We start from the raw sequence: 22,132 nt of genomic DNA, 5'->3' as shown, positions 1-22,132 counted from the left end.
GCCAGGCTGCCCTGACCCAGATCAACCCGACAAAACAAGCGATGAAAAAAGGCGGCCCGCTGTTGCGATGCCGCCTTCTGCTTCTTGCAGCGCCGCGCCCGAGGGACGCGGCCAGCAGCCATCCGTGGTTGCTGTCGATCAGTGGCCGCGCATCTTGTGCCAGGCCTCTACCGCCAGCACCACCAGGCCACCAATGACCGCACCGACGGCCACGTGCACCAGCGTTGGGGCCAGCATGGCCACCACACCGCCCATCGGGGCTACGGTGCTCTCCAACCAATGCTCGATCGGGCCCATGCCATGCACCAGCAAGCTGCCGCCCACCATGAACATCGCAGCCGTTCCCACAATCGACAGGCCACGCATCAGCCAGGGCGTAAACGCAATCAGGCCCCGGCCCAGGGCCTGGGCTGCGGCACTGGTCTTGCGCATCAGCCACATGCCCACATCGTCCATGCGCACAATACCGGCCACCAGGCCATAGACAAACACGGTGATCGCCAGTGCCACGGCCACCAGCACCGCAAACTGCTCCCACAGCGGCTTGCTGGCCACGGTGCCCAGCGCGATGGCGATGATTTCTGCAGACAGAATGAAATCGGTACGCACCGCACCCGCCACCTTGGCTCTTTCATAGGCCACCGGGTCCATGTTTTTCTCGCTGGCAGCCTTCACGGATGATGGCGCCACGCCCATCTGCGCCGCCTGCTCGGACTCCTTGACGGCATCATGGGGCGCCTGTTTGCCGGGCTTGTGAAACAGGCTCAGCACCTTCTCCACCCCTTCAAAACACAGAAAAGCGCCGCCAAGCATCAACAGCGGCGTGATCAACCAAGGCGCAAAAGCACTGATCAAAAGCGCTGCCGGCACCAAGATGACTTTGTTTTTGAGCGACCCCTTGGCCACCGCCCAGACCACCGGCAACTCCCGGTTGGCCTTGACCCCAGTCACCTGCTCGGCGTTCAGCGCCAGGTCGTCGCCCAGCACCCCCGCGGTCTTCTGCACCGCCACCTTGGTCTGCGTGGCCACATCGTCCAGGATGGCCGTGCTCTTGCCCGCAGCCGTCTTGGTCATCAGCGCCACATCGTCAAGCAAGGTCGCAATATCATCGAGCAACATCAACAAACCAGCACCAGCCATTACGCACTCCCAATCCAAATTCGGTGGCAAATCATAGCGATTTCGCGGTGCAATGCTGTGTCAGACCCTATAAAACGGTGATTTCTACGTTTTGTTGGAGCTTGTTCACAAAACTTTATGCAGGCCTTGTCAACAACTTCAGCGCGCGGCCCGTTGTACACCCATCTACACCAGAAAGGTGAAAGGACTGAAATGACTGAAGTGTTTGCTATTTGGCCTGAAGACGAACGTGACCGTAAGCGTGCTCCTGCCCGCTTCTGATACCAGCGCAGCCTGCAAGCGGTTGAGCCAGAACTAAAAACCCGGCACCCGCAGCAATTGCAAGCCCACTGATCTCTCTCACTTAAGCCCTGCTCTGCGGGGCTTTGTTTTGCCTGTAGCAACGCTCCTACAGCGCAAAACGCAGCCAAGCCCTCTGCCACGCCAGCGGAGGGCTTTGATTTTATACGGCCACCATGTGCTCGTACAGAATCAGCGAGCCAATGGCAATCAGCACGACACCACCCACCGCTTCTGCCCAGCGGCCCGTGATATTGCCCAGAATGCGGCCGACCATCACGCCCAGGGTCACCATCGCAAAGGTGGCAAAACCAATGCTGAGCGCAACGACGGTGATGTTCACATCCAGAAAGGCCAGGCCCACGCCTACCGCCATCGCGTCAATACTGGTGGCAAAGCCCGTGGCGACCAGCAGCCAGAAGCCATGGCGCGCGGGCCGGCTCATCTCGGGCTCATCGGCACTTTGGAAGGCACCCAGCACCATGCGGCCGCCCAGCACCAAGAGCAGCACAAAGGCAATCCAGTGGTCCCAGGCCTTCACATAATCGGCCGCGGCATAGCCCAGCGCCCAGCCCACCAGCGGCGTGATGGCTTCGATGACACCAAAGATCAGGCCGGTGCGCAGCGCCTCGGACCAACGGGGTTTGACAAGGGCAGAGCCTTTGCCAATCGCGGCAGCAAAGGCATCGGTGGACATGGCAAGCGCCAACAGGGAAATGGAAGCAGCGTTCATCGGAGGTTCTTCTAGGACAGTCGGGCATGAGCACAACGGCACGCCACCACTGCCCGACCGAGGTCGTGCTGGCATGCCGATGGTCTCGCCAACCGAAGAACGGATGTCTGCGCCACAGCATGCGAAATGCCGAGTATGTTGACGCAGACGCTTCCAGCGCGGAAGCAGGCTACTCCCCAAGGGAAGCCGCAGTCTAAACGCTGCGCAGCGCTTAGGAGCACATGGCCCCAACCGCGCCAAGTTCTTTAGGAATGGATCGTATTTCCGTCTTGCTGTTGCGGCCTGGACCCAGCAAAACGCCAACCGCTACAAGCCGAAACATGAGCAAGCTCATGTATTGCAGCTCTCCCTTGGCACCCTCTGACAGAGGCAGCCAAGGCGTCTCCCAAGTAACAGCGTGGCACTTCACCGAGGGTTGCCCCTAGTTCATTTTCAGGTGTTTTGTATACACTTAATGTATGCATATGTGCACACAACGCATAGCCATTGAGGCCTGTCTTGTGCTGCACATGCCATGCATGGACCCGCGCACATGACGAGACAAACCCGGCCGCCAGGCCGCAAATAAGGCGCAGCTGGATGCGCCCGATCCAAGGATGTCAATGACCGATCTTGCAGCAGACCAGAACGCAGGCTTTGCCTTCAACCCCGCACAGCAGCGCCCCGCAGCGGCCGGTGCATTGCCCGCCGGCGTATGCCCCTCGCTCTACAACAAAGACCTCGCGCCCACCAAGAAAGACAGCCGCTCCTGGGGTGCCTACAGCCTGTTCACGCTCTGGGCCAATGATGTGCACAGCCTGGGCAACTACGCCTTTGCCATCGGCCTGTTTGCGCTGGGCCTGGGTGGCTGGCAGATTCTGACGGCGCTGATGATGGGCGCTGCCTTGCTGTTTGTGCTGCTGACCTTGTCGGGCTTCATGGGCCCCAAGACGGGTGTGCCTTTTCCGGTGATGAGCCGCATCAGCTTTGGCACCCGGGGTGCGCAGATCCCGGCCTTGATCCGGGGCGGTGTCGCGATTGCCTGGTTCGGCATCCAGACCTACCTGGCCTCCAAGGTGCTCGATGTGCTGTTGATCACCCTCTTCCCCAGCCTGCAGTCGCTGCTGGCGCACCAGGTGCTGGGCCTGCCGGTGCTCGGCTGGATCAGCTTCAGCCTGCTGTGGGTGGTGCAGACGATGATTGCCTGCTGGGGCATGGAGAGCATCCGCAAGTACGAGGCCTTTGCTGGCCCGGTGATTCTGGTGACCTTTATCGCGCTGGCCGGCTGGGTGCTGTACAGCTCGGGCGGCAAGATCCAGTGGACGGCGCCCAAGCCCAGCACAGGTGCGGCGATGTGGGTGCAGATCATGGGTGCAGCCTCGCTGTGGGTCGCCATCTATGGCACCTTTGTGCTCAATTTCTGTGACTTCACCCGGGGTGCCACCTCGCGCAGCGCCGTGGTCAAGGGCAACTTCTGGGGCATCCCCATCAACATGCTGATCTTCGGCCTGATCGTCGTCGTGCTGACCGGCGGCCAGCTGGCGATTGATGGCACGCTGATCCTGAGCCCGACCGACATCGTCGAGAAGATCCCCAACAAGCCCTTGCTGGTGCTCGCCAGCCTGTCGCTGCTGATCCTGACCATCGCCGTCAACCTGATGGCCAACTTTGTCGCACCCGCTCTGGCCCTGGCCAACCTGCTGCCGCGCCAGCTCAACTTCCGCCGCGCGGCCCTCGTCAGCGCCGTCCTCGGCTTTGTGATCCTGCCCTGGAACCTCTATGACTCACCGCTGGTGATCCTGTATTTCCTGGGCGGTCTGGGCTCGTTCCTGGGCCCACTGTTTGGCATCGTGATGGCTGATTACTGGCTGATCCGCAAGCAGCGCGTGCATGTGCCAGCGCTCTACAGCGATGACCGCAACGGCCCTTACCATTACGAAAACGGCGTCAACCGCCGCGCCATCCAGGCCCTGGTGCCCTCGGCCCTGATTGCGCTGCTGTTCGCCTTTTTGCCGGCACTCGAGTCGGTGTCGCATTTCTCCTGGTTCATAGCGGCCGGGCTTGGCGGCCTGTTCTACTGGCTGCTGACGCCCAAGGGCCAGCACTATGAAGACCAGGACGGCGAGGCCATTGCCGTGAACCATGCCCAACATTGAGACGGAGTTTTTTGCATGCGCATTCTGATCGTGAACGTCAACACCACCGAGAGCATGACCGAGGCCATCGGCGCCCAGGCGCGCCGGGCGGCCGCACCGGGCACCGAGATCGTCGCCCTCACCCCGCGCTTTGGCGCTGAATCGGTGGAGGGCAATTTTGAGAGCTACCTCTGCGCCGTCGGCGTGATGGATGCCGTCATGCGCTATGACCAGCCCTTTGATGCCGTCATCCAGGCCGGCTACGGCGAGCATGGCCGCGAAGGCCTGCAAGAGCTGCTGGAAGTGCCGGTGGTCGACATCACCGAGGCTGCGGCATCGACGGCCATGTTCCTGGGCCACAAATACGCCGTGGTCACCACCTTGGACCGCGCCGTGCCCTTGATCGAAGACCGGCTCAAGCTGGCCGGGTTGGATGCGCGCTGCGCCTCGGTACGCGCCAGCGGCATGGCCGTGCTGGAACTGGAGAGCCAGCCCGAGCGCGCCGTCGATGCCATCGTGCAGCAGGCGGCCAAGGCGGTGGAAGAAGACCATGCCGAGGTCATCTGCCTAGGCTGCGGCGGCATGGCCGAGCTTGAAGACAAGGTGCGTAGCCGCACCGGCGTGCCCGTGGTCGATGGCGTGGCCGCTGCGGTGACCATTGCCGAATCGCTGGTGCGCCTGGGCCTCAAGACCTCCAAGGTGCGCACCTATGCGCCGCCGCGTGCCAAGCGCATCACCGGCTTTCCGCTGCCCGATTCGCTGGGCCGCTAAACGGCTCCATCTCCCAGCCTCTGTTTACTCCAACCGCCCTGCACCGCAGGGCTTTTTTCTGGCTGGGTGAGTGCCAGGCAGCGTCATTGACTGGTCTTGAACCCCTGGGTTGCCGCCCAGGCCGCCACATCATCGCGGCGAATGGCGGCTGCCATCAGCTGCGGGAAGGCATCCGGCGTGCAGGCAAAGGATGGCACGCCCAAGGCCGCCAGCTTGGCGGCAAGTGCGGCATCGTAGGCGGGCGCGCCTTCGTCGCTCAGCGCCAGCAAGGTGATGAACTGCACGCCCGATTCCACCAGCTCGTTGGCGCGGCGCAGCAGGCCGGATTCCACGCCCCCCTCGTACAGGTCCGAGATCAGCACCAGGATGGTGTTGCGCGGCTCGCTGATCAGGCTCTGACAGTAACCCACAGCGCCATTGATGTCGGTGCCGCCGCCCAGCTGCACGCCAAACAGCACATCGACCGGGTCGTCGAGCTTGTCGGTCAGGTCCACCACCGCCGTGTCAAACACCACCAGCTTGGTCGCTACCGCAGGCAGGCTGGCCATCACCGCACCAAAGATGCTGGAGTAGACCACCGAGTTGGCCATGGAGCCGCTTTGGTCGATGCACAGAATCACCTCGCGCTGCGGGCGGCGCGCCTTGCGGCCGTAGCCAATCAAGGTCTCGGGAACGATGGTTTGGTACTCGGGCTGCCAGTGGCGCAGGTTGGCGCGTATCGTGCGGTTCCAGTCGATCTCGGCATGGCGCGGGCGGCGGTTGCGCTGGCTGCGGTCCAGCGCGCCGGCCACGGCGCTGCGCATCGGCTCTTCGAGCTTTTTCATCAGCTCGTCCACCACCTTGCGCACCACCAGGCGCGCGGTGGCCTTGGTGTTTTGCGGGATGACCGAGCCCAGCGAAATCAGGTTGGCCACCAGGTGCACATCGGGCTGCACGTTCTCCAGCATCTCGGGCTGCAGCAGCAACTCGCGCAGCTGCAGGCGCTCCATCGCATCGCGCTGCATCACCTGCACCACCTGGCTCGGAAAGTACTTGCGGATATCGCCGAGCCAGCGCGACACCGAGGGCGAAGAATTGCCCCGGCCGCCCCTGCGTGAACCGAGCTGGCTGTCGCCTTCGTAGAGCGCGGCCAGCGCCTGGTCCATCTCCTGCAGGCGTCCGCCCACGGTTCCGCAGCTGGCATCGGCCGGGCTGCCCAGCACCATGCGCCAGCGCTGCAAGCGGGTGGTCGGCTGCAGCGCCTCCGCCGCGTCGGCTGCCAGGGTTTGGCTATCGTCTTGCGCCGAGCCTGGCGCGGGATGGGTGGCATTAGTCATCGTCATCACTCCAGGGCTTGTTTGGCAGGCGTGGCGGCAGGCGGAATCTGCGCCAGCAACTCGGGCGGCAGCTCCAGCCCCAGCAGGGTGTTGAGCAGCGGCAGCGCCAGCACGGCGCGCGCCTCGTCCCAGGGGGCATCCTCATCGCCCAGCGCCAAGGCGGCAGCAGGCACAGCCGCACCGCCCACAGGCGCGCGCCGGGCCTTGTCGCCCAGGCTCTGGCGCTCATGCTTGCTGAAGTTGGCAAAGCTGCGCCGCACCAGCGGCAAAATCTGCGCAAACTGCACTTCACCCAACCCGGCCAGCCAGGCATCGACGGCACCCCAGATGGCCTCGTCGTGCAGCAGCACCAGCGCCTGCTGGTTCAAAAAGCCATCCAGCCAGGCGGCGACATCCAGCGGCGCCGCGCCCAAGGACAGGTTGCGGTTGAACTGCAGCACCACCTCGGCGCTGTCCAGCAGATGCTCATCGAGCAGCAGCCGGCAGGCCATGCCGCGCAGCAAGGCCGCAGCGGCGTCGCCCATCGCCAGGCTGCGCAGCGCAGCGCGCCAGGCGTCGACTGCGGCCTGGGCTTGCGCATCATTGCCACGCAGGCGCAGCGCCTCGTGCGCGGCCAGCACCTTGCCCTTCATCGCAGCGGCCGCGTCTTCGTCCATCGCCATGCAGGCCACCGGCAAGCCAATGGCGGCGCGCAGCACCAGCGAATCGATGACCGTGGCCAGCAAGGCGGTATCGGTTTGGCGCACGCTGCCGTAGCGGTACACATTGGCCAGCGGCGGCAGCGCCTGCAGCAGCTGGGCTACATCGCCGGTGGTGGCCGCGCGCTCGGCCAGGGTGGCGATCAGCGATTCGACCAGTTGCGGCAGATTGGCCAGCAGCGCGTCGTCAATCGCCTGCGCAATCTCGGGCAAGGGCGTATCGGGCGGGAGGCTGGCGCGCAGGCGCGCGGTGGCGGCCTGCGCCACGGTGGCGCCATGCACGCTGGCCTCGATGATGCGCACGGCCAGCTCCGGCTCCCACTGCATCTGCCAGCTCTCGCGGAAGGTGCCACGGTTGCGCTGCGCATCGGCCGCGCGCGTGCCCCAGCCAATGCCCAACAAGCGCAGGCGGTGCAGAAAATGGCTGCGCGCCAGGTCGGTCTCCTTGCGCAGGTCCAGCGCCAGCAGTTTGCTCGCCGCCTCGGGCTTCATGCGCAGCGATTTCTGCTGCTGCTCAATATCGCGCTGCAGCGGCACCTGCGGCACATCGGCGGGCACCGTGCCCAGCACATGGCCGACGGTGAGCTCGTCGTCGATCAGGTTCAGCGGTGCGGTCTCGCCCATGCAGACCACCGTGACGATGGCCTCGTTGATCTCCTGCAGCCCCGGTATCGGCTGGCCGCGCATGGCAGCCAGCCCTTCGGCCAAACGGGTGGCCTCGATGATGTGGGCGCTGGAGCAGTCCAGGTCCTTGTCGCGCAGCAGCCGCGCCACGCGGGTCAGCCAGCCTGCGGTGCGCAAGGTGGCGGCATCGCGGGCGCTGCGTGCAGGTACGGCCAGGCCTTCTGCTGCATGCTGTGACAAGGCCGCATCGGCCCGGTAGCACTGCCAGAGATGCGCGTACCAGCCCGGCGAGGTGACGCCTGCGCCATAGCCGCTGCGGCTGGCCAGGTTGCGGTAGGTCCAGGGCGCCCAGGTCGCCAGCACCTTGGCCTTGGGCAAGCCCTTGAGCACGGCGCTGTCGGCCTTGGCGGTGGTGCTTTGCTGCAGCGCCGGCACATGCCAGGCGCCGCAGACCACCGCAATGCGCTGGTAGCCGGCCTTGACTGCCTCACGGATGCACTGGCGCATATGCGCCTCCCGCTGGGCCTCGCGCAGCACATAGTGGGGGCCGCGCCAGGCCTCGCCGTCGTCGCCCAGTTCGCTGCGCACTGCCGTCATGGCCTCGTTGATGCTGCTGAACAGCGCTTCGCTGTCACCCCGCTCTTCCACCAAGCGGTTCCACCAGCTCTCGCCATCCTCAAAGCCGGCCGCATGGGCGAGCCAGTCGAGCGGGTCGCGCATCGGTGGCTGCTTGCTCTCAATCGGTTCGCCGACGTCGCTGTCCATATCCACCACCGGGGCTGTGTCGGCACTGGCCTCAGCGGCATCGCCTGGCGCCTCGTCCACTGCTTGCACCGGATCGTCCTCGCCCTCTTCCCCATCCACATCCTGCGCGGGCTCCGGCTTTTTCAACGCCTGGCGCCGCGCCCAGTCCTGGGCCATCGCATGGGTTTGGGGCAGGTCAATAAAGCGCGTGGTCACCCCTTGCTCGCTCGCCCATTGCAGCGCCTGCCACTCGGGCGAGAACTCGGCAAAGGGGTAAAACGCGGCCTGGCTGGGCTCGTCTCGCATGTACACCAGCATGGCGACAGGCGGGCGCAGCTCGGCACTGCGCAGCATCGGCAGCAGCGCCTCGCCCTCGGGCGGGCCTTCCACCAGCAGGCAGTCGGGCTGCAGTTGCGCCAGCGCATGCACCAGGCTGCGCGCACAGCCTGGGCCGTGGTGGCGAATGCCAAAGAAATGGACGTTGTCAGCAGAAGTGGCCATGGGCTCGGTCAGCGTTGTCGGGGCAGAAGAAAAACGGCGCCAGCGGCTTAGATTTGCTCGCGGCAGGCGCGGTACAGGTCTTTCCACTCGGAACGTTCTTTGACGACGGTCTCCAGGTATTCCTTCCAGACCACGCTGTCCTGCACCGGGTCCTTGATGACGGCGCCCAAGAGGCCCGAGGCGACATCGTGCGCACGCAGCACGCCATCGCCGAAATGGCCGGCCAGCGCCATGCCGCTGTTGATCACCGAGATCGCTTCGGCGGTCGACAAGGTGGAACTGGGCGACTTGATGCGCACGGTCTTGCCGTCTTCGGTCTGGCCATTGCGCAGCTCGCGGAAGATCTGCACCACGCGGCGCACCTCTTCGAGCGCGGGGGCTTCAGCGGGCAGCTGCAGCGCGCGGCTTTGCTCGCCCACGCGCTTGGTGACGATCTTCACTTCCTCATCCTGCGAGGCAGGCACGGGCAGCACGACCGTGTTGAAGCGGCGCTTCAAGGCGCTGGAGAGCTCGTTGACGCCCTTGTCGCGGTTGTTGGCCGTAGCGATCACCGAGAAGCCGGTGACGGCCTGGAACTCGGTCGAGAGCTCGGGCACCGGCAAGGTCTTTTCGGACAGCACGGTGATCAAGGTGTCCTGCACATCGGCGGGGATGCGGGTCAGCTCTTCGATGCGGGCGATCTTGCCCAGCTTCATCGCATGCACCAGCGGGCTGGGGACCAGCGCCTTTTCCGAGGGGCCATGGGCCAGCAGCTGCGCATAGTTCCAGCCGTAGCGCAGTTGCTCTTCGCTGGTGCCGGCCGTGCCCTGGATCAGCATGGTCGAGTCGCCACTCACGGCCGCAGCCAGGTGCTCGGACACCCAGGACTTGGCCGTGCCGGGCACGCCGTACAGCAGCAGTGCGCGGTCGGTGGCGAGCGTCGATACCGCGATCTCCATCAGGCGTGGGCTGCCGATGTACTTGGCGCTCACTTCAAAACCATTGCTCAGCGTGCCGCCCATCAGGTACTGCAGCACGGCCCAGGGCGAGAGCTTCCAGTTGGGCGGACGCGGGCGGTCATCGGCCTTTTGCAGGGCATCTAGTTCTTCGGCAAATTGCTGCTCGGCATGCTGGCGTAGTACTTGGCTCATGGTGTGCTTCCGGTAGAGATCAATAGGTTCGGGGTGGGCGCCATCAGGCGGGCTGGGCCGCTTGCAGCGCCAGGCGCAGATCGACAATGCGGTTGAGTTGGGCGAGCACCTGCTCGTCGTCCCAGGGGCGCAGACGCGAGCGCTCCAGGCGCGCTTGCTGCTGCTCCTTGAGCTTGGCAACTTCGGCCTCGGTAGCACCTTCGGGCACCACCAACGCGGTGTCGTCTTCGGCAGGCACAGGCTCGGCGGGCACTGCCGCGCGTGGCGCGCGCCACAGCTGCGCAAAGCGCTCCAGATCGCCCACCTGCAGGCGGCGTGCGCAGGCCAGAATGGCATGGTCGGCCTGCCAGCTGTGCCAGTTGCCCGCAGGCTGGCGCGCCTGCAAGGTGCTGAGCAAGGCCTCCAGCAACCAGCTTGACATCGCAGGCGAGAGCAACTCTGCGCGCCCCATGCCTTCGTCGATGCGGTGGATGGCCTCGATAAAGGCGCTCTTGCCCAGCTTGGCCTGCAGCTGTGCCAGCCACTGGGTTTCGCGCTCTGCGGCGCTCAGCTCGGCCATCAGCAGCGGCAGCACATCGCTGCTGCGCGAGTCGCTCTCCATGCTCTGGATCAGCGGCAGCCAGCGCACATCGCGCTGGGCACGCAGCGCCGCGATCCAGCCCTGGCGCAGTGCGCCCTTCCAGTCGCTGCGCCGGCTCCATTCCCAGAGCTGCTCGGGCGTCTTGCCCAGATGCTGCTGCCAGAAATCGAGGGGCGTGAGCTCCACCAGCTGCTGCAGCCACCAGGCGCGATGGCCTTTGATATAGGCGGGCGGCTGCAGGGTGATGCCGTCGCGCTCCCAGTCCTTGTGGCCCTCCTGGGGTGGCTCGATCTGCCACTCGCCATTGGCATCCTGGCTCAGCATGGCCTGGAGCGCCGCGCCCATGCGCTGGCTGTGCGGGCTGTTGGGCAGGCGTGCCAGCAGGCTGGCGGCCGATTCACGCACGTCCTTGCTGCGGTCACCCAGCAGCTTTTCCAGCAAGGCCTCGTCATCGGCCGACAGGCCGCGCGCCAGGCTCTGCACCATGGGTGCGCGCTCGCGGGCGCTCAGCTCCTTGAGGCTGGCCTCCAGCCGCGCGCGTGCGCCTGCCGGGTCGGTGGCGCGCTGCTGCTGCAGCAAGGCCACACGCTGCTCGAGCGAGCCTTCCTGCCAGATCTGCTCGGCATCGGCCGTCTCTTGCACGCCATGCGCATAGGCCCACTGCGGGTTCTGGGCGGCCAGCCAGCGGCCGCGCTCGCCCAGCACCGGCGTGAGCCATTGGCGCAGCTCCACCGATTGGCGGCCCTGGTGCAAGGCATCGACCAGCAGCGCATAAGGCAGACGCTGGCCGGCTTCATCAAGGCTGGCCAAGGCCAGCGCCAGCAGCTCGGGCGCATTGCCCTGCAGCACCTCGCCCAGCAGCCGCAACAGTGGCTCGCCCTGCGGTGCCGGGCGCGATTCTTGGGCCGGTGGCGGCACCGCAGCGGGGCCGGCCGCCGCTGGCAGTTGCGGCTGCGATGCACCGGGCTGCCAGCCCACGCGCTCCAGCACCGCAGCAACGGCCGTGGCGCGCAGCACTTGCTCGGCCTGGCTGCCCGCCGGCTGCATCAAGGCCGCTTGCAGGGCCTGCTGGCTGGCGGGCGCGCTGCGGTCGATGCCCTGGGTAAAGATGGCTGGCAGCGCCAGCCGCTCGGCGCCCACCAGCGCCGATTGCTGCAAGGCAGCCCAAAGATTTGCATGGCTCACAGCACGTCACCCCGGTTCTGCCAGATGTTGGTCCATGGCGCCTGGCCATCGCTAGCCTGCCAGGCACTGAGCAGGCGCCAACGCCCTTGCTGCTGGCCGCCCTCCCATTCGCCAAACAGCGCCATCGGCGCGCCGCCACCGAGCGCCTGCAATTGCCAGGCCTGGTCATCGGCTAAGGCCAGCGGCACCAGCGCCGGGGCCTCGCCCTGTTGCGGCCAGACCGCATACCACTGGCCAGCGCTGATCTGCAAGCGCCCCTGGCCGCACCACAGCGGCTGCACCGGCTGCAAGGGGTTGGCGGCCATGCGCTGGCTCAGCTGCGCCAAGGCATCGCGCCATGCCGCCTCGCCCAAAGGCGCGCCGGCGCCAGGCGCCAGCAACTCGATATCAGCACCCGCAATCGCGCGCAGAGGCGCCTGGCCGGGGTAGAAATGCAGACTGCCCCGGTAGCTTTGCGCCGGCACCCAGGCGGTCTCAAAACCACGGCCGCCTTGCGCATAATCGAGCAGCCAGGCGATGCGCCCGCTGTGCAGACCTTGCAGCCATACGCGGCGCTCCTGCAGACGGCCTTCGCGCTCGATCTGGCGCAGGCCTACGACCCGCCAGTCATCGGCCAGCGCCTGGCCGCGCGCCTGCACCTCGGCCTTGTCCATGGGCCAGCCCAGCGCGGCCATCACATCGGCGCGGGTCTCGGCGCCGAGGGTATCGCGCCGTGCCACCGCATCGGCCAGCAATTGCCAGTGGCCCAGCTGCACCAGCAGGTCACGCGACCATTGCGGATGGCTGTCCACCAGCTCCCAGGCCTCCTTGATACGGGCGGCCATGCCGCTGGCCTGCGCATCGACCATGCGCGCGGCCATCGTGTTCCAGTGCTGGCGCGCCTGCTGGTCGCCCGAGAGGTTGGCCAGGCCGTTGCGCAGCATGTCCTGCATCCACAGTTGCAGCTCCTGCATGCCAGCGGCCACCTTGTCCCAGCGCTTGTCGTCGCGCTTGGCCTGCTGCTTGGCCAGCGCCTCGGGATCGGGCGGCGGAGCTGCGGCAATGGCAGCAGCCTTGGCTTCTTTTTTCTCGGCTTTTTCAGCGCGGCTGTCCAGCCAGGCGCTGACCCAGGCAGGCGGCTCGGCATTGTCGGCCACCTGGCCGGCAGCGCGCAGCAGCATCAGCGCCAGGCCATGTTTGCAGGGGAATTTGCGGCTCGGGCAAGAGCACTTGAAGGATGGCCCACTCAGATCGACCTGGGTCTGGTAGGGCTTGGAGCCGCTGCCCTGGCATTCGCCCCAGGCTGCCGTTTCATTGCAGCCCAGGCTGGGCCATTTGCTGGGGTTCTTCAACCCTTGTGCCGCCTTGGTGGAAGAGGCATCCGGTGACAGCGCCACCACCTCGGCTTCGGTTGCTAAGACACGTGACAAACCGCCTCCCCGTCCATTCAATCTGTTAGTAAACCGCTTTATAGATTTATTTCTAGCGGCATCGCACGATTGTAGGCAGGGCGCAAGACGAAATGATGCAAGACAGGCCTGCGACCCGCCTGGCGTCTCACTTTTTTACAGATTTGCGGCGTTCCCAGGCCACCATCGTGAGGATGACGATGGCGGCGCTGAGCGAGATATGGCCGCACCAGGTCACCAGGCCCAGCGACCAACCCTTGAGCCCCACGGCTATCGCCAGCGAGGCCAGCAGCGCCAGCCAGCCGGCCAGGCGCAGGCCCCGGGTTTGGCCAGCTGGTAGTTCACGGCCCAACAGGTCGAGCTGGTGGCGGTCCATGGCCAGCGCCAGCAGTGCAAACGCTGGCAGCGACACCAGCTGAATGGCAAGGTGATTCATGGCCGGGCCTCCTGCAGATCGGTGGCAATGGCAGCGTTGGCGGCCACCGTATTGACGGCCACCGCATTGGCGGCCACCGCGCCCGTGTCAGCATCTCGGGCGGCAGGCGCTTGCCGTGGCGCTGCCTGGCGCTGCGGCTTGCGCTTGGGTTGGTGGCGCCAGGTGCGCACCGCCAGCCAGGCATGCAGCGCAGCGAGCGCCAGCAAGGTCAGCTCCAGCCCGCTGAACACCCAGTCACCCTCGATCAGGCTGCGCCACAGCGGGCGGTCGGTGGTCAGCACATTGAGGACCGGCAGCAAGGCCAGCGCCGCGCAACCGGCCCAGAGCAGCTCCACCCAGGCGCGCTTGGCAGGCCGCAGCATGGCCCAGACCAGGCTGGCACCCCAGAGGATGAAGAACCAGTGGATCTCCCAGTCACTGCGTTTTTCCATGCCCAGCGGCAGCAGGCGGTTGGCCCAGAGCATGGCGGCCATGCCGATGCTCAGGCCCGCAATCGCAGCAATGTTCAGGCGCTCCACCAGCCAGAAGCCAAAGTAAGGCTTGTCCGGATGGGGCAGCTTGGTGCGGCGCTTGACGGTCCACATCACCAGGCCGGTGCCGACCATGGCCGTGCCTGCCAAGCTGGTGAGAAAGTAGAGCCAGCGCACGGTGGTATCGCCAAAGCGGCCCAGGTGCAAGGCATAGAGCACGCCACGCGTCTCGGCCGCCGCGCCGACCTGGTCCTTGACCTCGAGCAGCTTGCCCGTGCTGCCCTCGAACAGCATGTATTTGGGGCTGATCGACACGCGCTCGAAATCGCCATAGGTGACGATCACGCGCGCCGATGCATCGCCTGCGTTGTTGACGGTGACGCGGCCAATGCGGTCTTCGCCCCAGCGCTGCTGGGCCTGGCGCACCATATCGCCCAAGGGGGCCAGCGGCGCGGCCTCGCCACTGGGTTTGCCGGCGGGGATAAAGGTGCTCAACTCACTTTGCATGGCCTGGCGCTCGGCCTGGGTCTTGAAGGCAGCGCTGCTGGCCCAGGGCATGGTCATCGCCATCAGCGTGACCAGGCCGGTATAGGTGATCATCGCGTGGAAAGGCAGCCCAAAGACCGACAGCGCATTGTGCGCATCGAGCCAGGAGCGCTGGCCCTTGCCCCAGCGGAAGGTGAAGAAGTCGACAAAGATCTTCTTGTGCGTGATCACGCCGCTGACAATGGCCACCAGCATGAACATGGCGCAAAAACTCGCCAGCCAGCGCGCCCAGAGCACGGGCATGTAGTGGAACTGAAAATGGAAACGGTAGAAGAACTCACCGCCCACGGTCTCGCGGCCGGCCACCTTCTGGCCGGTCTGCGGATCGAACACCGCGCTGCCAAAGCCGCGCTCGCCCTTTTCGGGCTTGGCAATACGCCAGAACGCGCTCACGACGTTGTTGCGCGCATCGGGCATGGCCAGGCTCCACTGGTTGCTGCCAGGGGCCACTTGCTCCAGCACCTGCGCCACACGCGGGGCCACCTCGGCGGCATCGGGCACCACGGCCTGGTGGGCCAGCTCGGGCCGCATCCACTGCGAAATCTCTTCCTTGAAGTAGCTCACCGTGCCGGTGAGAAACATCGCATACAGAATCCAGCCCACCAGCAGCCCGGCCCAGATATGCAGGTCGGACATGGTCTGGCGGATGCCGCGCACGGCTGGCTTGCTCGGTTTGCTATCTTTTTTATCAATGGCAGTCATGCCGGAGTCACTCCATTCCATACCGGCCAGGCGGCCAGCAGCAGCGGTATTGCGGCCAGCAGCAGCCCCACCCAGGCACGGGTGGCCGAACGCACGGCAAACACCCAGATCACCGCGCCGGTGTAGACCAGAAAGCTGGCCATTGTGCCGGCGAGCACCGCCTGGGGTTTGGCCATGGGCAAGGCCAGCACCGCCACGCTGGCCACCGCCGCCAGCGCATAGCCGCCGCCAATGGCGGCAACGATGCGCGAGAGCAGCGGGCCAACCCGGCAGGCCTTGGCCAGCGCGGCGCGCAAGGCGCCGCTCAGCGCCTGGCTGGTCATTTGGCCGGGTTAGGCGTTGCCACGGGGCCAGCCGCCACAGGGGCCACGCCGTCCGGCTTCACATAGGTGACCGAGGTCACATAGCTCACGCCGTCGTACTTCTCGCCAGCGCGCTCGCCGGGCGTGCGGTCGTTGTGCTTGATCTCGGCCACATACTGGCCTTGCCATGGCAGGTCGAAATGCACCAGGCCTTGGGCATCGGTGTGGCCCTCTTTCATCCAGCCCGATTGGGTGACCAGCGCGACCTGGGTCTTGGCCAGCGGCTGGCCCTTGAACGTGGCCTTGAACTCACCGTCCTTGCCGGTCGGGGTCAGGTCCAGCGCCAGCTTGGGCTTTTGCGCGGCAAAGCCGGTGACCAGGCGTGCAGCGGGGTGGTACCAGTTGGTGACATCCTTGCCATCGCGCTTGAACTTGGACAGCGGGTAGTTCGCGTCCTCCGCCACGATGGATTCGCCCGCCTGAACGCTGAAAGGCAGCGCAAAGCCATTGGCGGTCTTGTTGCCGGCAGCGGCCTTCTCTTCGCCCTTGGCGTTGATCAGCACGCCCTGGGGCTTGCCAAAATGGTCCAGCAGACCGGGGGACGCTTCGCGCAGGTTGTCGCCAAACTCGCCAAAGCGCAGCACCACGGCGTTGTCTGCACCGGCGGGCTCGAGCCAGACCTGGTGGGCTTGGGCGGACATGGCCAGCACGGTCAGGCTCAGGGCAGACAGGGATTTCTTCAACATATGCTCTCTCTCCTATTTTGATAAACATGCTGCAGGCGCCTTGTGCGCTCCCGCAGCCCACTCCCCAGAACCGGTGGACGGTCTCTACGCCACTGCGCGGAGACCACCCGCAGGTTCTCAAAAATCAACCGTTGCCGACAGCACCACGGTACGCGGCGCGCTCAAGGTCAGGTAGTTGTTGCCGCTGATCAACCAGACGTTTTTGCCCGTCAGGTTCTCGACATTGGCACGCAGCACCACCGCCTTGCCGCTGACCTGGGTGCGGTAGCGCGCGCCCACGTCAAAGCGGGTCCAGCCCGAGAGCTTGAGGGTGTTGGCATTGCTGGCCCAGGCCGAGCCGGTACGGATCACACGGCCGTTGACCGACAGGCCCTGCGCGCCGGGCACATCCCAGTCGGCACCCAGGTTGGCATTGAGCTTGGGCACGCCGTAGGCATCGTTGCCCTGGTACTGCGCCGCCTTGGTGACCTTGGCGCGGTTGAAGGTGAGGCCCCCCATCAAGCGCAGACCGCGCTGCAGCTCGCCATAGGCGGCCAGCTCCAGGCCCCGGTTGCGCTGCTCACCATCAAAGCTGTAGATGTTGGTGCTCGGGTCGGTCATGCTGTTGGGGCGGCTGATCTGGAACAGGCTGGCCGTCGTCATGAAGCGGCCCCAGTCCACCTTCACGCCCGCTTCGTACTGCTTGGACTTGAACGGAGGAAACACCTCGCCGGCATTGACGGCCGTGTTGGGCGCCGTGGCACCGCGCGAGAGGCCAGCCGTGTAGTTGCCGTAGACGGAGACCTGGTCATTGGCCTTGACCACCAGGCCGACCAGCGGCGTGGTTGCGCTCTTGGCGTAGCTGCTGGTCTGCGCGCCGGTGGCGGTGCTGAAGTTGCGCAGGTCCACCGTCTGGCGGCGCAGGCCCAGCGTCAGCAGCAGGCGGTCATCGGCCAACGCCAAGGTGTCCGTCACCGCAATGCCGTAGTTGTGCGCCTTGGAGGCCTTGTTGGGCTCGGTGCGCGCGCCTTCGACCGGTGGCAAGGGCGAGGGATTGTAGATGTTCGAGGGCGATGTGGTCAGGCCGGCCACATAGGCGTTGCCGGATTCCTGGCGCAGGTCGGAGGCGCTGACCACCAGCGAGTGCTTGATGCCCGCGGTCGCGAACTTGGCACGCAGCCCGACATCGGCGCTGCTGGTCTCGCTATAGGAGTCATAGAAGCTGCTGCGCACCGTGAAGTCGCCGGCCGCATTCATCGATGTGGTCGTGGTCGGGAAGATCTGCTGGGCCTTTCCCTTGCGGTAGCCGATGCCGGCAAACGCCGTGACCTGGTCGTTCAGATCGACCTCCAGGCGCGAGGCGATGACCTTGTCGTCCAGCGACAGATCGGTATCGGGGAACCAGTTGCTGCGCGAATTAGGTGGCTTGGGCAAGGACGTGAGCGCCGGGTTGAAGCCGATCTGCGGGCGGAAATCTTCCATCTCTTCGCGCTGCGCATAGGCGTCGAGCGACCAGCGCAGGTTGCTGCCCCGGTAGTCCACCGCGATCGCGCCGACGCCCAGCTTCTGGTCGCCACCACGGATGCTGGCCTCGCCACCGCGCGCTGCGCCATTGACGCGCACGCCCCACTCCTTGTTCTCGCCAAAGCGGCGCGAGATATCGACGCTGCTGCCAAACTGCGCGCGGCCCAGGTACTGCAGGCCCACGCGGTTGAGCGGATCATCGCCCGCGCGCTTGGTCTGCACATTGATGGCGCCGCCAATGCTGCCGCCCGGAGGCATGCCGCCCACCATCGCGCCCGGGCCCTTGAGCAGCTCGGCACGCTCCAGAATCTCGGCCGGCACGCGGCTGGCCGAAGTCAGGCCATAGAGGCCGTTGAGGCCCACATCGCCACCGCTGATGCCAAAGCCGCGCACCTGGATGTCTTCGCTAAAGCCCTGCGAGGCGGTGGTCAGGCGCACCGAGGCGTCGTTGGCCAGCACCTCACCCAAGGTGCGTGCCTGCTGGTCGGCCACCGCTTCTGCGGTGTAGGCCACGGTGGAGAAAGGCGTATCCATCACATCCTGGTCGCCAAGCATGCCAATGCGGCTGCCGCGCGCCTGCTTGCCACCGGCATAGGCCTCGGGGCGGTCACCGGCGCGCGTGGCGGGTGCCGTCACCACCACCGGGTTCAAGGCCACTTCACCCGCGGTCTGGCCGTTGTCGATGACCAGGGTCGTGCCTTCGATGCGGGCCACCAGGCTGGTGTTGCGCAGCAGCTGGCGCACGGCATCCTGGGCGCTCATGCTGCCCTTGACGGCGGCGCCGGGGCGCCCTTGCACCAGCGCCGGTGGCGCCATCAATTGCAGGCCGGCCTGGCGGGCCAGTTGGGCCAGCGCGCTGTCGAGCGGCTGGGCAGAAATATCAAAATCAGCGGCCGAGGCCGCGCCGGCCAAGGCGGCAATGGCCAGGGCGATCAGGTGGCGTTTGCAGGGGTGCGACATAGCGTTGGGTACTTTCCTCATGTGGTTCACAAGAGGTAATACGAACGAGACGCAGTTTTCCCTCAACGCCAGCGCAAGTATTTTTAAATGGCCGGTCAGCGGCCCATAGTGCATGCACGCCATCGCTCAACTCTGCGCCTTGCGCCGTGCAATCGTGATGCGGCGCGCAGCGCCCTGGCCTTCTTCGCGCACTACCACCGGCACACTGCGCGGCAGCAGCTGCAGCCAGGCGCGGGCATCGGCAATGCGCACCCGGCCAAAAATCGTCAGGTGTTCTGCATCCGGCGCCACCTGCAGAGGCACGGGGCAGTAACGGGCCAGGCGCTGCACCGCCAGGCCCAGCGGCTCGTGGCGGAAATCCAGCCAGCCATTGCGCCAGGCCGCCACCTCTTCCGCGCTGCTGTCGCGCCGGGGCGACTGGCCTGGCTGCCAGTCCAGGCTCTGGCTGCCCGTCAGCTCCCAGCCATCGCCGGCATCGGCCAGATCGCCATCGCTGCCGCGCTCTTGCACGCGCACCCGGCCCTCTTCCACGGCTACACGCAGCCCACCCTGGTTATCGAGGGCCACTTCAAACCGGGTGCCCAGCACGGTGATGCGGGCCGGGCCGGCATCGACGATAAAAGGCGCATCGGCATTGCGCGCCACGCTGAAGAAGGCCGCGCCATGGTGCATTTGCACATAGCGGCGGCTGCCGTAGTAACGCACATCCAGGCGGGTCTGCGCATCCAGCGCAATGCTGCTGCCATCGGGCAGGGCCTGGTTCAGCTGGCGGCCGGTAGCGGTGCCCAGCTGGATCTGCCAGGTCACCACCTGGCTTTGGTACAAGCGCCAGGCCAGGCTGCCGCTGGCGCCCAGGCCTGCCACACCGAGCAAGGCAGACAGCGCGCGGCGCCGGCCCTTGCGTGGCAGCGCCTGCACGACGCCATCGCCGCGCCATTCGTGCAGGGCCGCTTCAATCGCATCCATGGCGCGCATGATCTCTCGCTCCACTGTCTTGACCGAGACGCCATGCGCAGCGGCAATCGCCGCCTGCGATTCGCCATCGAGCCGGTCGGCCAGGAACATGCGGCGGCAGCGCTCTGGCAAGGCGGCAATGGCGGCATCGACCGCCACCAGCGCCTCGCGCTGCAGGCTGGCCTCGGCCACATCCTGGCCCAGCGCCTGCACACCGGCGCTGCTGTCATGGAAGCTGCTGTCAAAGCGCTCGGAGCTGCGCGCGGCCCGGCGCAGGTGGTCGATCACCAGATGCTCGGCCACCGTGTACAGATAGGCGCGTGGCGCCGGGTGCTGGCTTTGCGCCATGGGCCCCGCTTCCACTACGCGCAGCCAGGCGTCATGCACGATGTCCTGCGCCGATTGGCGGCTGCCGGTACGGCGTGCCACAAAGGCGATCAGCTCGCGATAGCTATCGCGAAAGGCTTCCAACGGGAGGGCGGACATGGCGGGGACGGGCGAGCAGTAAAGAGGACAAGGCGCGCTAGTATATTACGAATGAGAATAGATCTCATTTGTTATATAAATTCTCTTTGAAAACAGGGTGTTAAATCGCCCGCCCGTGGAGGCGGTTACTGCTGCCAGCGCAAGCATTTCCCGCGATGGAACACGCCATAAAAACGCCCTGTACCGCCAGGTTCAGGGCGTGGGAGCGGGAAAATCAGCTTACAAATCGCGCTTGATCAAAGCCCCGCTGAACAGCACCGGCCCGGTCGGACCCGTCTCGCTGGGCACGCCGCCCTTGGGCTCGAGGCTGACCGCCAACGCAGGGACGGCTTGCACTTGGGCCAGCTGGGCCTGCAGTTGCTCCAGCCGCCCCTCGCCCATGACGCCCAGGGACTGCGGCGCGCCCTGGGTGGGCAAGGCCCAGAGCTGCAGTGACCGGTCGGCCGCCTCCTGGTAACCACCGACCCGCTGCAGCTCCAGGCGGCCATGGCGGGCATCAAAGGTCACCAGCATGGAGGCCTGCGCCTTGCCATCGGCCAGCACGGCCACGTACTGCAGCTGCGGGGCGGCCTGCAAGGCGGTCTGGGTCTTTTGCAGCTCCGTCTGCAAGGCGGCCAGCTGCTGGCCGGTGTTGCGTTGCAGGCTTTGCTGCGCATACAGGCCAACGGCGACGGCAGCGACGGTGGCCACGGCGCCAGTCAGCGCCAGCGAGCGCCACCAGGCCAGCGCCTTGGGGCTGCGGGCGTTGGCAGCAGCGCGCTGCCGCTCCAGCGCTATTCCAGCCTGGTCGGCATCGACCAGGTTCTGGATGCGGGTCCAGACGGCGGCATCGGGTTGCACGGGCGACTGCAGCTCGGACAGCGCCGACCAGCGGCCCTGCCACAGCATGGCGGCCGAGCGCACCTGCGGGTGGGCGCGGGCCATCTGCTCAAAGCGGCGGCGGGCGCCGGCGCGCAAGGTGCCCAGCGCATAGGCCGCAGCGAGCCGGTCGAGCAGTTCAGGGTGTTGTACCAGATTCATCAGAGCACTCCTTTGCGCCTACACGTGGCGGGCCATGCACTTGCGCAGCTGCTCCAGACTGCGGCGCATCCAGGTTTTAACGGTGCCCAGCGGCAGCTGGAAGTGGCTGGCCAGCTCGCTGTGGCTCAAATCTCGCAAATAGGCCAGGCTCACCACCTGGCGCTGGGCCTGCTGCAGCCGCTCCATGCATTGGTGCAACACCGTCGCCTGCTCGCTGGCTTCCACCGATTGCATGGGGCCTTGTGCATCGTCGCCCTGCGGCAAGTCATCCATGTCATCGACCAGCGCATGCTGGTCCAGCCGCTCGGCCTTGCGCCGGCGCAGAAAATCCAGTGCCCTGCTGCGCACCAGCATCCCCATCCAGGCCAGCGGCGGGCTGAGCGAATCGCGGTAACTGCCCGCGTTACGCCAGATGGCGACAAAACTGTCCTGCAGCACATCCTCGGCCCAGGCTTGGTTGCCCAGAATGCGCAGCGCCAGGCCATACAGCCGGGACGCCGTCTCGTCGTACAAAAGCCGGAGCGCATTGTCCTCGCGGGCGGCTATGCGGTCTAACAAAAGCATCAGTTCAGTGTCAGTGGTAGGTGTGCGCATGCCAGCATTGTGGAGCCAAGCCTGCGCAGCCGGTGTATCCGTTGTATTACTGCCAAGCAGCAAGCGCCTCGGGCAAACCCTCCAATCTCTTAGCGGTCAGCGGTCGCTCACGTCCAAAACTTTCATGCATCTGGCCGCTATACGCAGCAAGCCCTCCATTGGATGCAAAAAACGATGCAAAAAAATAATCGGCGCATTGAATCCAAATCT

The 22,132-nt window shown here is 65.8% G+C and carries 17 protein-coding genes and 1 riboswitch; of the genes, 2 read left to right on the top strand and 15 right to left on the bottom strand.

Features of this window, described 5'->3' with window-relative positions; translation table 11 throughout:
• Positions 1 to 138: 138 nt before the first annotated feature.
• Positions 139 to 1,140, bottom strand: a complete 1,002-nt coding sequence (locus tag DCO45_RS06495; protein WP_116925056.1) for a DUF808 domain-containing protein — start codon at positions 1,138 to 1,140, stop codon at positions 139 to 141.
• A gap of 442 nt (positions 1,141 to 1,582) precedes the next feature.
• Positions 1,583 to 2,152, bottom strand: coding sequence for a manganese efflux pump MntP (gene mntP / locus DCO45_RS06490; RefSeq protein ID WP_116925055.1), 570 nt, complete (start codon positions 2,150 to 2,152; stop codon positions 1,583 to 1,585).
• 20 nt (positions 2,153 to 2,172) lie between these two features.
• A riboswitch (yybP-ykoY riboswitch) is annotated at positions 2,173 to 2,335 on the bottom strand.
• Positions 2,336 to 2,754: 419 nt separating this feature from the next.
• Here mntP and DCO45_RS06485 point away from each other — a divergent pair.
• Both DCO45_RS06485 and DCO45_RS06480 read left to right on the top strand, forming a co-directional pair.
• The gene (locus DCO45_RS06485; protein ID WP_116925054.1) at positions 2,755 to 4,287 is read left to right on the top strand and encodes an NCS1 family nucleobase:cation symporter-1; all 1,533 of its coding nucleotides are present in this window, start codon (positions 2,755 to 2,757) and stop codon (positions 4,285 to 4,287) included.
• 15 nt (positions 4,288 to 4,302) lie between these two features.
• Positions 4,303 to 5,037 (top strand): aspartate/glutamate racemase family protein, encoded by a 735-nt coding sequence (locus tag DCO45_RS06480; RefSeq protein WP_021027627.1) that lies wholly within the window; start codon positions 4,303 to 4,305, stop codon positions 5,035 to 5,037.
• An 83-nt stretch (positions 5,038 to 5,120) separates the two neighbouring features.
• Here the strand turns inward: DCO45_RS06480 and DCO45_RS06475 are convergent, their stop codons facing one another.
• From DCO45_RS06475 to DCO45_RS06415, 13 genes are all read right to left on the bottom strand, one after another.
• Positions 5,121 to 6,242: a VWA domain-containing protein gene (locus tag DCO45_RS06475; protein ID WP_243419282.1), complete on the bottom strand. Its 1,122-nt coding sequence runs from the start codon at positions 6,240 to 6,242 to the stop codon at positions 5,121 to 5,123.
• A gap of 116 nt (positions 6,243 to 6,358) precedes the next feature.
• On the bottom strand, positions 6,359 to 8,920 hold the full coding sequence (locus DCO45_RS06470; protein WP_116925053.1) for a DUF5682 family protein: 2,562 nt from the start codon (positions 8,918 to 8,920) through the stop codon (positions 6,359 to 6,361).
• Positions 8,921 to 8,967: 47 nt separating this feature from the next.
• On the bottom strand, positions 8,968 to 10,050 hold the full coding sequence (locus DCO45_RS06465) for an AAA family ATPase (RefSeq protein WP_116925257.1): 1,083 nt from the start codon (positions 10,048 to 10,050) through the stop codon (positions 8,968 to 8,970).
• 43 nt (positions 10,051 to 10,093) lie between these two features.
• Positions 10,094 to 11,815, bottom strand: coding sequence for a DUF5691 domain-containing protein (locus DCO45_RS06460; RefSeq protein WP_116925052.1), 1,722 nt, complete (start codon positions 11,813 to 11,815; stop codon positions 10,094 to 10,096).
• Positions 11,812 to 13,224: an SWIM zinc finger family protein gene (locus tag DCO45_RS06455; protein ID WP_116925051.1), complete on the bottom strand. Its 1,413-nt coding sequence runs from the start codon at positions 13,222 to 13,224 to the stop codon at positions 11,812 to 11,814. The genes DCO45_RS06460 and DCO45_RS06455 overlap by 4 nt, the downstream gene beginning before the upstream one ends.
• A 127-nt stretch (positions 13,225 to 13,351) precedes the next feature.
• Positions 13,352 to 13,639, bottom strand: coding sequence for a DUF3325 domain-containing protein (locus DCO45_RS06450; RefSeq protein WP_116925050.1), 288 nt, complete (start codon positions 13,637 to 13,639; stop codon positions 13,352 to 13,354).
• A complete protein-coding gene (locus DCO45_RS06445; RefSeq protein WP_116925049.1) occupies positions 13,636 to 15,357 on the bottom strand; it encodes a PepSY-associated TM helix domain-containing protein in 1,722 nt (573 codons plus the stop codon). Before DCO45_RS06445 ends, DCO45_RS06450 begins: the two co-directional genes overlap by 4 nt.
• On the bottom strand, positions 15,354 to 15,680 hold the full coding sequence (locus DCO45_RS06440; protein ID WP_021027639.1) for a DUF3649 domain-containing protein: 327 nt from the start codon (positions 15,678 to 15,680) through the stop codon (positions 15,354 to 15,356). The genes DCO45_RS06445 and DCO45_RS06440 overlap by 4 nt, the downstream gene beginning before the upstream one ends.
• Entirely contained in the window at positions 15,677 to 16,405 is a 729-nt protein-coding gene (locus DCO45_RS06435) for a cobalt ABC transporter substrate-binding protein (RefSeq protein ID WP_116925048.1), read from the bottom strand. Before DCO45_RS06435 ends, DCO45_RS06440 begins: the two co-directional genes overlap by 4 nt.
• Positions 16,406 to 16,522: 117 nt before the next feature.
• Positions 16,523 to 18,889, bottom strand: a complete 2,367-nt coding sequence (locus tag DCO45_RS06430) for a TonB-dependent receptor (protein ID WP_243419263.1) — start codon at positions 18,887 to 18,889, stop codon at positions 16,523 to 16,525.
• Between the two features lie 105 nt (positions 18,890 to 18,994).
• Entirely contained in the window at positions 18,995 to 20,308 is a 1,314-nt protein-coding gene (locus DCO45_RS06425; RefSeq protein ID WP_116925047.1) for a sigma-70 family RNA polymerase sigma factor, read from the bottom strand.
• A 219-nt stretch (positions 20,309 to 20,527) separates the two neighbouring features.
• Positions 20,528 to 21,328: an anti-sigma factor gene (locus DCO45_RS06420; protein ID WP_116925046.1), complete on the bottom strand. Its 801-nt coding sequence runs from the start codon at positions 21,326 to 21,328 to the stop codon at positions 20,528 to 20,530.
• An 18-nt stretch (positions 21,329 to 21,346) separates the two neighbouring features.
• On the bottom strand, positions 21,347 to 21,922 hold the full coding sequence (locus DCO45_RS06415) for a sigma-70 family RNA polymerase sigma factor (protein WP_116925045.1): 576 nt from the start codon (positions 21,920 to 21,922) through the stop codon (positions 21,347 to 21,349).
• Positions 21,923 to 22,132 lie beyond the last annotated feature (210 nt).

This window comes from Comamonas sp. JNW (assembly GCF_003105075.1).
GTDB classification, from domain to species: domain Bacteria; phylum Pseudomonadota; class Gammaproteobacteria; order Burkholderiales; family Burkholderiaceae_C; genus Comamonas; species Comamonas squillarum.
Note: the sequence above shows the minus strand (reverse complement) of the source record. Positions and strands in the feature narration are given on the sequence as shown.